This is a genomic window from Pseudooceanicola sp. (assembly GCF_029213205.1).
GTDB lineage: Bacteria > Pseudomonadota > Alphaproteobacteria > Rhodobacterales > Rhodobacteraceae > Pseudooceanicola.
In genome coordinates, this window is the sequence record NZ_JARGNH010000009.1 from 12,264 (window position 1) to 24,475 (window position 12,212).

The 12,212-nt window shown below is 63.6% G+C and carries 14 protein-coding genes; 11 read left to right on the forward strand and 3 right to left on the reverse strand.

The window, feature by feature from the left end:
- The first annotated feature begins 30 nt into the window (after nucleotides 1-30).
- From purM to rnd, 3 genes are all read left to right on the forward strand, one after another.
- Nucleotides 31-1,077, forward strand: coding sequence for a phosphoribosylformylglycinamidine cyclo-ligase (gene purM / locus P1U48_RS08975; RefSeq protein WP_301068629.1), 1,047 nt, complete (start codon nucleotides 31-33; stop codon nucleotides 1,075-1,077).
- Nucleotides 1,074-1,667, forward strand: coding sequence for a phosphoribosylglycinamide formyltransferase (purN, locus tag P1U48_RS08980; protein WP_301068630.1), 594 nt, complete (start codon nucleotides 1,074-1,076; stop codon nucleotides 1,665-1,667). The genes purM and purN overlap by 4 nt, the downstream gene beginning before the upstream one ends.
- 91 nt (nucleotides 1,668-1,758) lie before the next feature.
- On the forward strand, nucleotides 1,759-2,916 hold the full coding sequence (gene rnd, locus P1U48_RS08985) for a ribonuclease D (protein ID WP_301068631.1): 1,158 nt from the start codon (nucleotides 1,759-1,761) through the stop codon (nucleotides 2,914-2,916).
- 38 nt (nucleotides 2,917-2,954) lie between these two features.
- Here rnd and P1U48_RS08990 read toward each other — a convergent pair whose 3' ends face one another.
- Nucleotides 2,955-3,458 (reverse strand): hypothetical protein, encoded by a 504-nt coding sequence (locus P1U48_RS08990; RefSeq protein WP_301068632.1) that lies wholly within the window; start codon nucleotides 3,456-3,458, stop codon nucleotides 2,955-2,957.
- A 141-nt stretch (nucleotides 3,459-3,599) separates the two neighbouring features.
- Between P1U48_RS08990 and P1U48_RS08995 the strand changes: the two genes are divergently transcribed.
- Nucleotides 3,600-4,010 carry a SufE family protein gene (locus P1U48_RS08995; RefSeq protein WP_301068634.1) on the forward strand — a complete coding sequence of 137 codons (411 nt, stop codon included), beginning with the start codon at nucleotides 3,600-3,602 and terminating at the stop codon, nucleotides 4,008-4,010.
- A gap of 69 nt (nucleotides 4,011-4,079) precedes the next feature.
- Here P1U48_RS08995 and P1U48_RS09000 read toward each other — a convergent pair whose 3' ends face one another.
- Both P1U48_RS09000 and P1U48_RS09005 read right to left on the reverse strand, forming a co-directional pair.
- Nucleotides 4,080-4,634 carry a peptidylprolyl isomerase gene (locus P1U48_RS09000; RefSeq protein WP_301068635.1) on the reverse strand — a complete coding sequence of 185 codons (555 nt, stop codon included), beginning with the start codon at nucleotides 4,632-4,634 and terminating at the stop codon, nucleotides 4,080-4,082.
- Nucleotides 4,627-5,133, reverse strand: coding sequence for a peptidylprolyl isomerase (locus tag P1U48_RS09005; protein ID WP_301068636.1), 507 nt, complete (start codon nucleotides 5,131-5,133; stop codon nucleotides 4,627-4,629). Before P1U48_RS09005 ends, P1U48_RS09000 begins: the two co-directional genes overlap by 8 nt.
- Nucleotides 5,134-5,276: 143 nt before the next feature.
- Between P1U48_RS09005 and P1U48_RS09010 the strand changes: the two genes are divergently transcribed.
- From P1U48_RS09010 to P1U48_RS09040, 7 genes are all read left to right on the forward strand, one after another.
- On the forward strand, nucleotides 5,277-6,461 hold the full coding sequence (locus P1U48_RS09010; protein ID WP_301068637.1) for a phosphoglycerate kinase: 1,185 nt from the start codon (nucleotides 5,277-5,279) through the stop codon (nucleotides 6,459-6,461).
- 105 nt (nucleotides 6,462-6,566) lie between these two features.
- Nucleotides 6,567-7,460, forward strand: a complete 894-nt coding sequence (locus P1U48_RS09015; protein ID WP_301068638.1) for a fructose bisphosphate aldolase — start codon at nucleotides 6,567-6,569, stop codon at nucleotides 7,458-7,460.
- 140 nt (nucleotides 7,461-7,600) lie between these two features.
- Complete coding sequence (locus P1U48_RS09020; RefSeq protein WP_301068639.1) at nucleotides 7,601-7,900, forward strand: septum formation initiator family protein; 300 nt, start codon at nucleotides 7,601-7,603, stop codon at nucleotides 7,898-7,900.
- 126 nt (nucleotides 7,901-8,026) lie between these two features.
- Nucleotides 8,027-9,052 carry a pyruvate dehydrogenase (acetyl-transferring) E1 component subunit alpha gene (pdhA, locus tag P1U48_RS09025; RefSeq protein WP_301068640.1) on the forward strand — a complete coding sequence of 342 codons (1,026 nt, stop codon included), beginning with the start codon at nucleotides 8,027-8,029 and terminating at the stop codon, nucleotides 9,050-9,052.
- A 15-nt stretch (nucleotides 9,053-9,067) separates the two neighbouring features.
- Complete coding sequence (locus P1U48_RS09030) at nucleotides 9,068-10,450, forward strand: pyruvate dehydrogenase complex E1 component subunit beta (RefSeq protein ID WP_301068641.1); 1,383 nt, start codon at nucleotides 9,068-9,070, stop codon at nucleotides 10,448-10,450.
- A 12-nt stretch (nucleotides 10,451-10,462) separates the two neighbouring features.
- On the forward strand, nucleotides 10,463-11,776 hold the full coding sequence (locus tag P1U48_RS09035) for a pyruvate dehydrogenase complex dihydrolipoamide acetyltransferase (RefSeq protein ID WP_301068642.1): 1,314 nt from the start codon (nucleotides 10,463-10,465) through the stop codon (nucleotides 11,774-11,776).
- A gap of 215 nt (nucleotides 11,777-11,991) precedes the next feature.
- A complete protein-coding gene (locus tag P1U48_RS09040; RefSeq protein ID WP_301068643.1) occupies nucleotides 11,992-12,210 on the forward strand; it encodes a twin-arginine translocase TatA/TatE family subunit in 219 nt (72 codons plus the stop codon).
- Nucleotides 12,211-12,212: the final 2 nt, after the last annotated feature.

The window sequence follows — 12,212 nt, forward strand, 5'->3', positions numbered from 1 at the left end:
TCCGAGGCGCGAACGGTCCGGAGGGCGGAAATGAGCGGCACAGGCGCGGGCAAGAACGGCATAACCTACGCGGATGCGGGGGTGGATATCGACGCGGGCAATGCGCTGGTCGATCGGATCAAACCAGCGGCCAAACGCACCGAGCGTGCTGGCACCATGGCCGGGTTGGGTGGCTTTGGCGCGTTGTTCGATCTCAAGGCGGCAGGTTACAGCGACCCGATCCTGGTGGCGGCCACTGACGGGGTCGGCACCAAGCTGCGCATCGCCATCGACACCGGGCTGGTTGACGGCGTCGGCATCGATCTGGTCGCGATGTGCGTCAATGATCTGGTCTGTCAGGGCGCCGAGCCGCTGTTCTTTCTCGATTACTTCGCCACCGGCAAGCTGTCGGTCGATCACGCCGCGCGGGTGGTTGAAGGCATCGCCGAGGGCTGTCTGCGCGCCAGTTGCGCGCTGGTCGGCGGCGAGACCGCGGAAATGCCCGGCATGTATCCCGAGGGCGATTTCGACCTCGCCGGATTCTCGGTCGGGGCGATGGAACGTGGTGGCGAGCTGCCGCGCGACGTGGCGCCGGGCGATGTGCTGCTCGGCCTTGCTTCGGACGGGGTGCATTCCAACGGGTATTCGCTGGTGCGCAAGCTGGTCGAAATCTCCGGCCTGGGCTGGGATGCAGCCTGCCCCTGGGGCGCGGGCACCCTGGGCGCGGCACTGCTGACGCCGACCCGGATCTATGTGCGCCCGGCGCTGGCGGCGATCCGGGCAGGCGGCGTGCATGCGCTGTCGCATATCACCGGTGGCGGGCTGAGCGAGAACCTGACCCGGGTGGTGCCGGGGGCTGACATCGATCTCGACGCCTGGGACCTGCCGCCAGTATTCGGATGGCTGCAACAGACCGGCGGCATCGAAGCCGCCGAGATGCTGAAAACCTTTAACAGCGGCATCGGCATGGTGTTGGCGGTGGCGCCGGAGCGGGCCGGGGCGCTCACCGAGCTGCTGCGCGCTGAGGGCGAAACCGTGATCCAGCTGGGCACTGTCACCGACAGCGGCAAGGTCACCTACCGGGGCCGCCTTTCTTGAGCCAACGGGTGGCGATCCTGCTTTCGGGCGGCGGCTCCAACATGGTCCGCCTGATTGAAAGCATGACCGGCGATCACCCGGCGCGGCCGGTGCTGGTGCTGTCCAACGATCCCGATGCTGGTGGCTTGGCCAAGGCCCGGGCGCTGGGAGTTGAAACCGCAGCGATCAGCCACAAAGCGTTCAAGGGTGACAGGCCGGGATTCGAGGCCGCGCTGTCGGTGCCGCTGGCCGCGGCGCGCCCCGATATCATCTGCCTGGCCGGGTTCATGCGGGTGCTGACCGCCGATTTCGTGCGCCAGTGGCAGGGGCGGATGCTGAACATTCATCCCTCCTTGCTGCCGAAATATCGCGGCCTCAACACCCATGCCCGCGCCATTGAGGCCGGTGATGCTGAGGCCGGCTGCACCGTGCATGAGGTCACCGCCGAGCTCGACGATGGTCCGATCCTGGGGCAGGCGCGGGTGCCGATTCAGCCCGGCGATAGCGCCGAGTCGCTGGCGGCCCGGGTTCTGGCGCAGGAACATTGCCTTTACCCGGCGGTGCTGCGCCGCTTTGCCGCAGGCGATCGACGCCCGATCTTGCTGCCCTGAGCCGCCATGGCACCCGACTTTCCAAGCCGGAGCGATTGGAGTATATCCGCCCGAAGGCGAGGTCTGGATCGACATCAAAAGACAGGTATTTATGAAGACACTGACCACGACTGACGAACTTGCAGAGTTTTGCGCCCAGGCTGCCAAACACCCCTACGTCACCATCGACACCGAGTTCCTGCGCGAACGCACCTATTATTCGCAGCTCTGCCTGGTGCAGCTGGCGATGCCCGGCACCGACGACAGCGGTGCGGTGCTGGTCGATCCGCTGGCCGAGGGGATCTCGCTGGAACCGCTGCATGCGCTGTTCCGCGACACTTCGGTGGTCAAGGTCTTCCACGCGGCGCGCCAGGATCTTGAGATCTTTCAGGTCGATGCCGGGGTGATCCCGGATCCTCTGTTCGACACCCAGGTTGCGGCGATGGTCTGTGGCTTTGGCGAACAGGTCGGCTATGAGACGCTGGTGAAAAAGATCGCCCGGCAAAACCTCGACAAATCGTCGCGGTTCACCGATTGGTCGCGCCGCCCGCTGAGTGATGCGCAGCAGAAATATGCGCTGGCTGATGTCACCCATCTGCGCCAGATCTACGAATTCCTCGACGCCCAGATCCGCAAGACCGGGCGCGAGAAATGGGTGACCGAGGAATTGCGCATCCTGACCAATCCGGAGACTTATATCGTGCGCCCCGAGGACGCCTGGAAACGGGTGCGCACCCGGACCAATTCCGGCAAGTTCCTGGCGGTGATGCGGGAATTGGCGCGGTTTCGTGAATCCTATGCGCAGGCGCGCAACGTGCCGCGCAACCGGGTTTACAAGGACGATGCGCTGGTCGAGCTGGCCTCGACCAAGCCGCAGAACATCAATGACCTCAGCCGCTCGCGTCTGCTGCTGCGCGAGGCCCGCAAGGGCGATATCGCCGAGGGCATTCTGGCGGCGGTCAAGGCCGGGCTCGACTGCCCGCCTGAGGGGTATCCCAAGGTCGACACCAGCCGCGACAAGATGCAGGTGAACCCGGCACTGGCCGATCTATTGCGGGTGCTGCTGAAAGCCAAGAGCGAGGGCGCTGGCGTGGCCGCAAGGCTGATCGCGCCGACCTCGGATCTGGACGCTCTGGCGGCGGGGTGGCGCGATATTCCGGCGCTCAGCGGCTGGCGCAAAGAGGTGTTCGGCGACGACGCCATCCGCCTCTGCGAGGGCAAGGTCGCCCTGGCCGCGCGTGGCGCCCAGGTGGAAATCGTCGAATTGTAAGCGGGTCGGTCGTCAGGCTCGAGTCCGGCGCGGTGCGATCAGCGGCGGCTGGTCATCGAATTGCGCGTGCCCGAGACGCGAATCTGGCGCACCCCTTCCAGTTTCTGATCCGTCACATGATGGGCGGCGACGATCCGGCGCGACGGCGCGGTGCCAATGGCTGAACGATGGGCGACCAGAGCCTTGAGCGTGTAGGACAACACCCCGTCCACCGCGATTTCGTCTTCGGAATCCGGCACCACCTTGACGCTGAACGATCCCTGACGGGCCGCCAATGCCTCGATTCGAATGATCGCGCCGCCAGGCACCCGTTCCACCGTCAGCGCGGTGATCTGATCCACCGGCGTACCGTAATAGGCCGAGGAATCTTCTGATGACATCAAGCCGTTGCTGCGCGGGATCAGCGGGTTGGTCTCGGCGGCGGTTTCGGTTGCCCGTCCCCGGCCAAACCAGTTCGCCGGGTTCAAACGGGACCCGCCCAAAGCGCCGCAACCGCCGAGAACCAGCGTGGTAAGCAACAGAACGGCGATGGATTTGCGCATCATATCGGGCCTTTTGCTGGCGGTGTCCCCATCGAGTTACCCTATCGGCCCGGCCTTGAAAAGCCGCAAGGCGTCGCGCCGGGGGCTGGACCTCATCGTTGCTGGCGCCTAGGTGAGGACAGCAGCGCAAGGCAGGTGAGCATGGCACAGGACGCATTCGAGGATATCGTCGCGGATTTCGAATTCCTTGAGGATTGGGAAGACCGCTATCGCCATGTGATCGAGATTGGCCGGGCGATGCCACCGCTGGATGAGGCATTGAAGACGAAGGTGACCAAGGTCGATGGCTGCGCCAGCCAGGTCTGGCTGCATCCTCGGATCGAAGCGGGCAGATTCACCTTTGAGGGCGACAGCGACGCCCTGATTGTGCGTGGGCTGATCGCGGTGCTGCGCGCGCTTTATGACGATCTGCCGGTGGCTGAGGTGGTCGGCGTCGATGCGGGCGGTGAATTGGCGCGGCTGGGCCTGCAAGAGCATCTGTCGGCGCAGCGCTCAAACGGGCTGCGCGCGATGATCGAACGAATTCGCGAAACCGCCAGCGCCGCGACCTGATCGCAGCGCGGCGGGGGGTGGCGCGGCCCGATCCTGGCCAGCCCGCGCCCTGCCGTCAAAGACGCGCGGTCAGTCGGTGACCCGCACCCGTTCCATCCGGTCCGGTTCGCCGATCACCGCGCCATTCGGGCCACGGCCGCGCTTGATCGCGTCGACGATCTCCATCCCCTTGGTCACCTGGCCGACCGCCGTGTATTGGCCGTTCAGATGCGGTGCCGGGGCGAACATGATAAAGAACTGCGCATTGGCGCTGTTCGGATCGCTGGACCGGGCCATGCCCAGAATCCCGCGCTCAAAGGATTTGTCGGAAAACTCGGCCCTGAGGTTGGGCAGTTTTGATCCCCCTGTCCCGGCCCGGCGCATGTCGCCGCCCTTGCGGGCGAATTCGACATCGCCGGTCTGCGCCATGAATCCGTCGATCACCCGGTGGAAATAGACGCCATCATAGGCGCCCTCATTGGCCAGCTGGGTGATCTGGGCGACATGGTTGGGCGCCACATCCTCGAACAGCTCGACATGGATGCTGCCGCGTGCTTCACCGGCGATTTCGATATCCAGGCCGGTGGCATGGCCGGGCAGGGCCAGCCCGGCCAGGATCAGGGCGCCGATCAGCGCCTTAGACATCGCTGGCCACCTTGACGCTGATCATCCGGTCGGGGTTCGCCGGTGGTTCGCCTTTGGTGATGGCATCGACATGTTCCATGCCTTCGATCACCTGGCCATAGACCGTGTATTGCCCGTTCAGGAAATCGTTGTCCTTGAAATTGATAAAGAATTGCGAGTTCGCAGAATTCGGGTTTTGCGAGCGCGCGGCGCCGAGGCTGCCACGGGCATGCGGCAGTTTGGAAAACTCGGCGGGCAGGTCGGGCAGGTCGGAGCTGCCGGTGCCGGCGCGGCGGATGTTGAACTCGCCTTCCATATTGCCATGCTGCACGTCGCCGGTCTGCGCCATGAAGCCGTCGATCACCCGGTGAAAGGCGACGTTGTCATAGGCACCGGCGCGGGCCAGTTCCTTCATCCGTGCGGTATGGGCCGGGGCCACATCGGGCAAGAGCGCGATGGTGACGGTGCCGCCTGCCAGCTCCATCAGGATGGTGTTTTCGGGGTCCTTGATCTCGGCCATGGTCGGGTTCCTTTGATTGGCTTTGCGCTACCCTTAAAAGAGCGGCGGCAAATTGCCAAGGCGCGGGCTGTTGACCCTTTCGCGATCAGCAGCCAATAAGCGCCGGACTCGCAACGGGCGGGAGGCGGCAAAGGGTGGAGCGCATGGGCTGGAAGACGCTGGACGACATGGATTTGGCGGGCAAGCGGGTCTTGCTGCGCGTCGATATCAACGTCCCGGTGGAAAACGGTAAGATCACCGACACCACGCGGATCGACCGGATTGCCCCGACGGTTCACGATATTCGCGCCAAGGGTGGCAAGCCGCTCCTGATCGCGCATTTCGACCGCCCCAAGGGCAAGGTGGTGCCAGCGCTGAGCCTGCGGATCACCCTCGGCGCGCTGCGCCGGGCCCTGGGCTGCGATGTCGCCTTTGTCGAAACCCTTGAGGCGCTGGAAGCCGGGACCGAAGAGCAGGGCGAGGCCGATGTGCTGCTGCTGGAAAACATCCGCTTTCATCCCGGTGAAGAGGCCAATGACCCGGCCTTTGCCGCCCGGCTGGCGCGCCTCGGCGATATCTATTGCAATGATGCCTTTTCCACCGCGCACCGGGCCCATACCTCGACCGAGGGGCTGGCCCATGTCCTGCCGGCCTGCGCCGGTCGTCTGATGCAGGCCGAGCTTGAGGCGCTTGAGACAGCGTTGGGGCATCCCAAACGTCCGTTGGTGGCCGTGGTCGGCGGCGCCAAGGTGTCAAGCAAGCTCGACCTGCTGGGCAATCTGGTTGAAAAGGTCGATCACCTGGTGATCGGCGGCGGCATGGCCAACACCTTTCTCGCCGCGCGGGGACTCGATGTCGGCAAATCACTCTGTGAGCATGACATGGTCGACACCGCCGAAGCGATCCGCCTCAAGGCGCTGGATCTGGGCTGCACCATCGTGCTGCCCTCGGATGTGGTGGTGGCGCGGGAATTCCGCGAACATGCAGACAGCGAAACCGTGCTTGTCGACAATTGTCCGGCGGATGCGATGATCCTCGACGCCGGATCGGAAAGCGTCAAGCGGATCAACGCCCTGTTCGACACCGCCGCGACCCTGGTCTGGAACGGCCCGCTGGGCGCCTTTGAAATCGTGCCCTTCGACATGGCCACCAATGCGGCGGCGCAAAAGGCGGCCGAATTGACCAAGGCCGGGCGGCTGGTGTCGGTGGCCGGTGGTGGCGACACGGTGGCGGCGCTGAACAAATCCGGGGCCGGGGCCGCGTTCAGCTATATCTCGACCGCTGGAGGTGCCTTTCTTGAGTGGATGGAGGGCAAGACCCTGCCCGGCGTCGCCGCCTTGGGCGGTTGATCGGCGCTGTTAGCGCCACCTTTATTGCAACCGTCCCGGGCCTCGCCTAGAAGCGGGGCCGGGGGAGTTTCCCGCAGATTTGGACCATTTCAGGCGAAAGTGATTATGGCGAACCCAGAACAATCCGAGAAATTGCGCAGCGGTCAGGGCTTTGTGGCGGCATTGGATCAAAGCGGCGGCTCGACCCCCAAGGCGCTCGGCCTTTACGGGCTGACCCCAGCGGCCTGGAACACCGAGGCCGAGATGTATGGCCTGATCCACGAGATGCGCAGCCGGATCATCAAATCGCCCGCCTTCACCGGTGACAAAGTGCTGGGCGCTATCCTGTTCGAGCGCACCATGGATGGCGAGATCGACGGCATTCCGACGGCGCAATACCTTTGGGAAAACCGTGGCGTGGTGCCGTTTCTCAAGGTCGACAAGGGGCTGGCCGACGATCAGGGCGGGGTGCAGCTGATGAAGCCGATGCCGGAGCTCGATGCGCTGCTGGCCCGCGCCAGCGCCAAGGGCATTTTCGGCACCAAGATGCGGTCGGTGATCAATGCCGCCGCGCAGCCGGGCATCCGATCGGTGGTGGCCCAGCAATTTGAGGTGGGGCAGCAGATCCTCGGCCATGGGCTGATCCCGATCATCGAGCCCGAGGTGACGATCAGCATTGCCGACAAGGCCGCCGCCGAAGACATCCTGCGCGATGAACTCGCGGCCGCGCTGGATCGCCTGTCCACGGATGTTCAGGTGATGCTGAAGCTGACGCTGCCAGAGACCGAAAATCATTACCAATCCCTGGTCGATCATCCCCGGGTGATGCGGGTGGTCGCGCTGTCGGGCGGCTATTCCCGCAAAGAGGCCAACCGGCGCTTGTCACTGAACAAGGGCGTCATCGCCTCGTTCAGCCGCGCCCTGACCGAGGGTCTGTCCGCCGGGCAATCGGATGCGGATTTCGACGCCACCCTGGCCCGCACCATTGATGAGATCTGCGCGGCCTCGATCGCGGGTTGAGCCAGCCCAGCGGTTTTTGCGACGCTGTGATGGTTTTTCAACAACGCCGGCGCGACAGATGCGCCAGGGGGATTCCCTTGGCGAATCAGCTGTGGCATGGTGGGCGAACCCGTCCAGAAGAGGCGGGGATGAGGCACAGAATGGCAAACGGCAGACGTCCCGCGCTTGGCGCGGCAATATTCTTTATCGCGGCTTTCGGCTTTGGCCTGTATTTCACCTTTGCAGCGGTGCAGGGTGATTACGGGCTGTTCCAGCGTGCCGAGATTCTGGCCCAGTCCGAGGCGCTTGAGGCACAGCTGGCGGCCCTGAATGCCGATGTGGCGCGGATGGAGAACCTCACCCATCGCCTGTCTGACGACTACCTCGACCTCGACCTTCTGGATCAGCAGGCGCGCGACATGCTGGGCATGCTGCGCAGCGATGAAATCGTCATCCGCTGAGCTTCTCTTCCTCGCTGCGCCAGTCACACATTTCACCCGGCCCGCCCGGCATTTTCGCCCTCGCATGCCGCGGGCGAATGGTGTAGATAATAGTTTAACGCTAAACCATTTTGGGGAGGAGCGCCGATGGCGACCCGAAAGCCCGCCGCCAAGCCGAATGTTTCGGCCGATGAGCTGAAACACTACTACCGCGACATGCTGCTGATCCGCCGGTTCGAAGAAAAGGCGGGGCAATTGTATGGCATGGGGCTGATTGGTGGGTTCTGTCACCTCTACATCGGCCAGGAGGCGGTGGTCGTCGGGCTGGAAGCGGCAGCGGAAGAGGGCGACAAGCGCATCACCTCGTATCGGGATCACGGCCATATGCTGGCCTGCGGCATGAACCCGGACGGGGTGATGGCCGAACTGACCGGGCGTGCGGGCGGCTATTCCAAAGGCAAGGGCGGCTCGATGCATATGTTCAGCCGCGAGAAACATTTCTACGGCGGCCACGGCATCGTCGGGGCGCAGGTGCCGCTGGGCGCCGGATTGGCCTTTGCCGACAAATACCTCGATAACGGCCGCGTCACATTCACCTATTTCGGCGATGGCGCCGCCAATCAGGGCCAGGTCTATGAGACCTTCAACATGGCGGCGCTGTGGAAGCTCCCGGTGATTTTCGTCATTGAAAACAATCAATACGCGATGGGAACCTCGCAGAAACGGTCGACCTCGACCGAGGATATCTATACCCGCGGCGCACCTTTCGGCATTCCCGGAGAGGTGGTTGACGGTATGGATGTGCTGGCGGTCAAGGCGGCGGGCGAAAAGGCGGTGGCACATGGCCGGGCGGGCAAGGGGCCCTATATCCTTGAGGTGAAAACCTATCGCTATCGTGGCCACTCGATGTCGGATCCGGCGAAATACCGCACCCGCGAAGAGGTGCAGAAAATGCGCGAGGAAAAGGACGCGATCGAACATGTCCGCGACCTGCTGCTGTCGGGCAAACATGCCAGCGAGGATGATCTCAAGACGATCGACAAGGAGATCAAGGGAATCGTCAACCGCTCTGCTGAATTTGCCAAGGAAAGCCCGGAACCGGATGCGTCCGAGTTGTGGACTGATATTTACGCCGCCGAGATCCCGCAGGGTTCTGCGGTGCAAGAATCCTGAGGGGGAGGGAACGACATGGCAACCAATATCCTGATGCCCGCGCTGTCCCCGACGATGGAGGAGGGCACCCTGGCGAAATGGCTGGTCAAGGAAGGCGACACCGTCAAATCCGGTGACATCATGGCCGAGATCGAGACCGACAAGGCGACGATGGAATTCGAGGCGGTGGATGAGGGCGTGATCGGCAAGATCCTGGTCGCGGAAGGCACCGAGGCGGTCAAGGTGAACACTGCCATCGCGGTGCTGCTGGAAGATGGCGAAGAATTGAGCGCCTCTGATACCGCGGCTGAAAGCGCGCCGGCCCCGGCTGCGGCGCCTGCGCAGGAAGAAACGGCCAAGGCCCCGGCCGCAGCCAAGGCCGCCGCGCCCGCTGCGCCGTCTCCCGATCGGGCCCCCGATTGGCCCGAGGGCACCGAGATGAAATCGCAGACCGTGCGCGAGGCACTGCGCGATGCGATGGCCGAAGAAATGCGCTCCGATTCCAGCGTGTTCCTGATGGGCGAAGAGGTGGCCGAATATCAGGGCGCCTATAAGGTCAGCCAGGGCATGCTGGACGAATTCGGCAGCAAGCGGGTGATCGACACGCCGATCACCGAACATGGGTTCACCGGCATCGGCGTCGGCGCGGCCTTTGGCGGCTTGCGCCCGATTGTTGAATTCATGACATTCAACTTTGCCATGCAAGCGATTGATCACATTATCAATTCGGCGGCCAAGACACTCTATATGTCGGGCGGTCAGATGGGCTGTTCGATTGTGTTTCGCGGCACCAATGGCGCGGCGGCGCGGGTCGGTGCCCAGCACAGCCAGGATTACGCCGCCTGGTATTCGATGATCCCCGGCCTCAAGGTGGCGATGCCCTATTCGGCAGCGGACGCCAAGGGCCTGTTGAAAACCGCAATCCGCGATCCCAACCCGGTGATTTTCCTGGAGAATGAAATCCTCTACGGGCGCGCCTTTGATGTGCCGGTTCTTGATGATTTCACGGTGCCTTTCGGCAAGGCCAAAATCTGGCGCGAAGGCGGTGATGTGACCATCGTCAGCTTTGGCATCAGCATGCAGTATGCTCTGGAAGCCGCTGAAAAGCTTGCAGAAGACGGGATCGAGGCCGAGGTCATCGACCTGCGCACCCTGCGCCCGATCGACTATGACACGGTGCTGGCCAGCGTGATGAAGACCAACCGCTGTGTGACGGTCGAAGAGGGCTTTCCGGTCGGCTCGATCGGCAACCATCTGGGCGCGACGATCATGCAGCGTGCCTTTGATTATCTCGATGCGCCAGTGATCAACTGCACCGGCAAGGATGTGCCGATGCCCTATGCGGCGAATCTGGAAAAACTGGCTTTGGTGACCACCCAAGAGGTGATCGAGGCCGTGCATCAAGTGACCTACAGGTAAGGAGGGCGCGCAATGGCGACCGAGATTCTGATGCCCGCCCTGTCCCCGACGATGGAAGAGGGCACCCTGGCGAAATGGCTGGTCAAGGAAGGCGACGCCGTCAAATCCGGCGATCTGCTGGCCGAGATCGAGACCGACAAGGCGACGATGGAATTCGAGGCGGTGGACGAGGGCGTGATCGGCAAGATCCTGGTCGCGGAAGGCACCGAACGGGTGACGGTCAACAGCCCGATTGCGGTGCTGCTGGAAGAGGGTGAAAGCGCCGATGATATCGTGGGCGCGGCCCCGGCCAAGGCTCCGGCTCCGAAAGCTGCAGAGCCGGCCGCAGAACCCGCCGCAGAACCGATTGTGGCCCCGGCAGCGAAACCCGCCGCCGACCAGGCCCTGGCGGCCCCCAGCGGCGGTGATGGCAAGCGCCTGTTCGCCAGCCCGCTGGCCCGCCGGATCGCCGCCGACAAGGGCATCGACCTGGCGCAGGTCACCGGCTCTGGCCCGCATGGCCGGATCGTGCGCGCTGATCTGGAGGGGGCGACAGCCTCGGCCCCGGCGACCGTCACGGCCGCGGCTCCTACGGGCGCTGCGTCGATGCCGACCGGGCCGTCGACCGACGCGGTGCTGAAGATGTATCAGGACCGCGACTATGCTGAGATCAAGCTGGACGGGATGCGCAAGATCATCGCCGCCCGCCTGACCGAGGCCAAGCAGACCATCCCGCATTTCTATCTGCGCCGCGATATCCGTCTGGATTCGCTGATGAAATTTCGCGCCGATCTGAACAAACAGCTGGCGCATCGCGACATCAAATTGTCGGTGAATGATTTCATCATCAAGGCCTGCGCCCTGGCCCTGCAACAGGTGCCAGCGGCCAATGCGGTCTGGGCCGGGGACCGGGTGCTGCAACTGGTGCCCTCGGATGTCGCGGTCGCCGTGGCGATCGAGGGCGGGTTGTTCACCCCGGTGATCCAGGACGCCGAGATCAAGTCGATGTCGGCTCTTTCCGCCGAGATGAAGGACCTCGCCGCACGGGCCCGCAGCCGCAAGCTGGCGCCACATGAATATCAGGGCGGCAGTTTCGCGATCTCCAACCTTGGGATGTTCGGCATCGACAATTTCGACGCGGTGATCAACCCGCCACAGGCGGCGATCCTGGCGGTCGGTGCCGGGGTGAAAAAGCCGGTGGTCAGCGCCAGTGGCGATATTGCGGTGGCGATGGTGATGTCGGTGACCCTGTCGGTCGATCACCGGGTCATTGACGGCGCGCTTGGTGCAAAGCTGTTGCAGGCGATTGTCGATAACCTGGAAAACCCGATGGCGATGCTCGCCTGAACGGACCCCGATCGGGCCGCTGCGAACGGCGGCCCGCGGTCGGCCTAATGGCGATCCGTTGGCGGCAATCAGCGTCATCGGGCCGGGCGCGTTTTCCGCTGTCCGGAAAAATCCCACCATCTTGACGCATTGCCCTTTCATCCGTGCCGGTGACACATTAGATATCTTTGGACTTTCCGGCCCTCAAAGCAGGGCCACACTCAGGGAGCATCCCCATGCTGAACAACATCGGACTTCCAGGCCTGCTGCTCATCGCCGTGGTCGTGCTGGTCCTCTTTGGACGCGGCAAGATCTCGTCGCTGATGGGCGAGGTCGGCAAGGGCATTACCGCCTTCAAAAGGGGCGTGGATGACAGCAAGAAAGAGCTTGAGAGCGCCAAGGCCGAAGAGGCACTCGACGTGACTCCGGCGGACGCGGAAAAAGACAAGGCCTGATC

Bases quoted from the DNA above. Each gene is read 5' to 3' on its own strand.
- purM (WP_301068629.1), top strand. From the start codon at position 31: ATGAGCGGCACAGGCGCGGGCAAGAACGGCATAACCTACGCGGATGCG.
- rnd (WP_301068631.1), top strand. From the start codon at position 1,759: ATGAAGACACTGACCACGACTGACGAACTTGCAGAGTTTTGCGCCCAG.
- P1U48_RS08990 (WP_301068632.1), bottom strand. From the start codon at position 3,458: ATGCGCAAATCCATCGCCGTTCTGTTGCTTACCACGCTGGTTCTCGGC.
- P1U48_RS08995 (WP_301068634.1), top strand. From the start codon at position 3,600: ATGGCACAGGACGCATTCGAGGATATCGTCGCGGATTTCGAATTCCTT.
- P1U48_RS09000 (WP_301068635.1), bottom strand. From the start codon at position 4,634: ATGTCTAAGGCGCTGATCGGCGCCCTGATCCTGGCCGGGCTGGCCCTG.
- P1U48_RS09005 (WP_301068636.1), bottom strand. From the start codon at position 5,133: ATGGCCGAGATCAAGGACCCCGAAAACACCATCCTGATGGAGCTGGCA.
- P1U48_RS09010 (WP_301068637.1), top strand. From the start codon at position 5,277: ATGGGCTGGAAGACGCTGGACGACATGGATTTGGCGGGCAAGCGGGTC.
- P1U48_RS09015 (WP_301068638.1), top strand. From the start codon at position 6,567: ATGGCGAACCCAGAACAATCCGAGAAATTGCGCAGCGGTCAGGGCTTT.
- P1U48_RS09020 (WP_301068639.1), top strand. From the start codon at position 7,601: ATGGCAAACGGCAGACGTCCCGCGCTTGGCGCGGCAATATTCTTTATC.
- pdhA (WP_301068640.1), top strand. From the start codon at position 8,027: ATGGCGACCCGAAAGCCCGCCGCCAAGCCGAATGTTTCGGCCGATGAG.
- P1U48_RS09030 (WP_301068641.1), top strand. From the start codon at position 9,068: ATGGCAACCAATATCCTGATGCCCGCGCTGTCCCCGACGATGGAGGAG.
- P1U48_RS09035 (WP_301068642.1), top strand. From the start codon at position 10,463: ATGGCGACCGAGATTCTGATGCCCGCCCTGTCCCCGACGATGGAAGAG.
- P1U48_RS09040 (WP_301068643.1), top strand. From the start codon at position 11,992: ATGCTGAACAACATCGGACTTCCAGGCCTGCTGCTCATCGCCGTGGTC.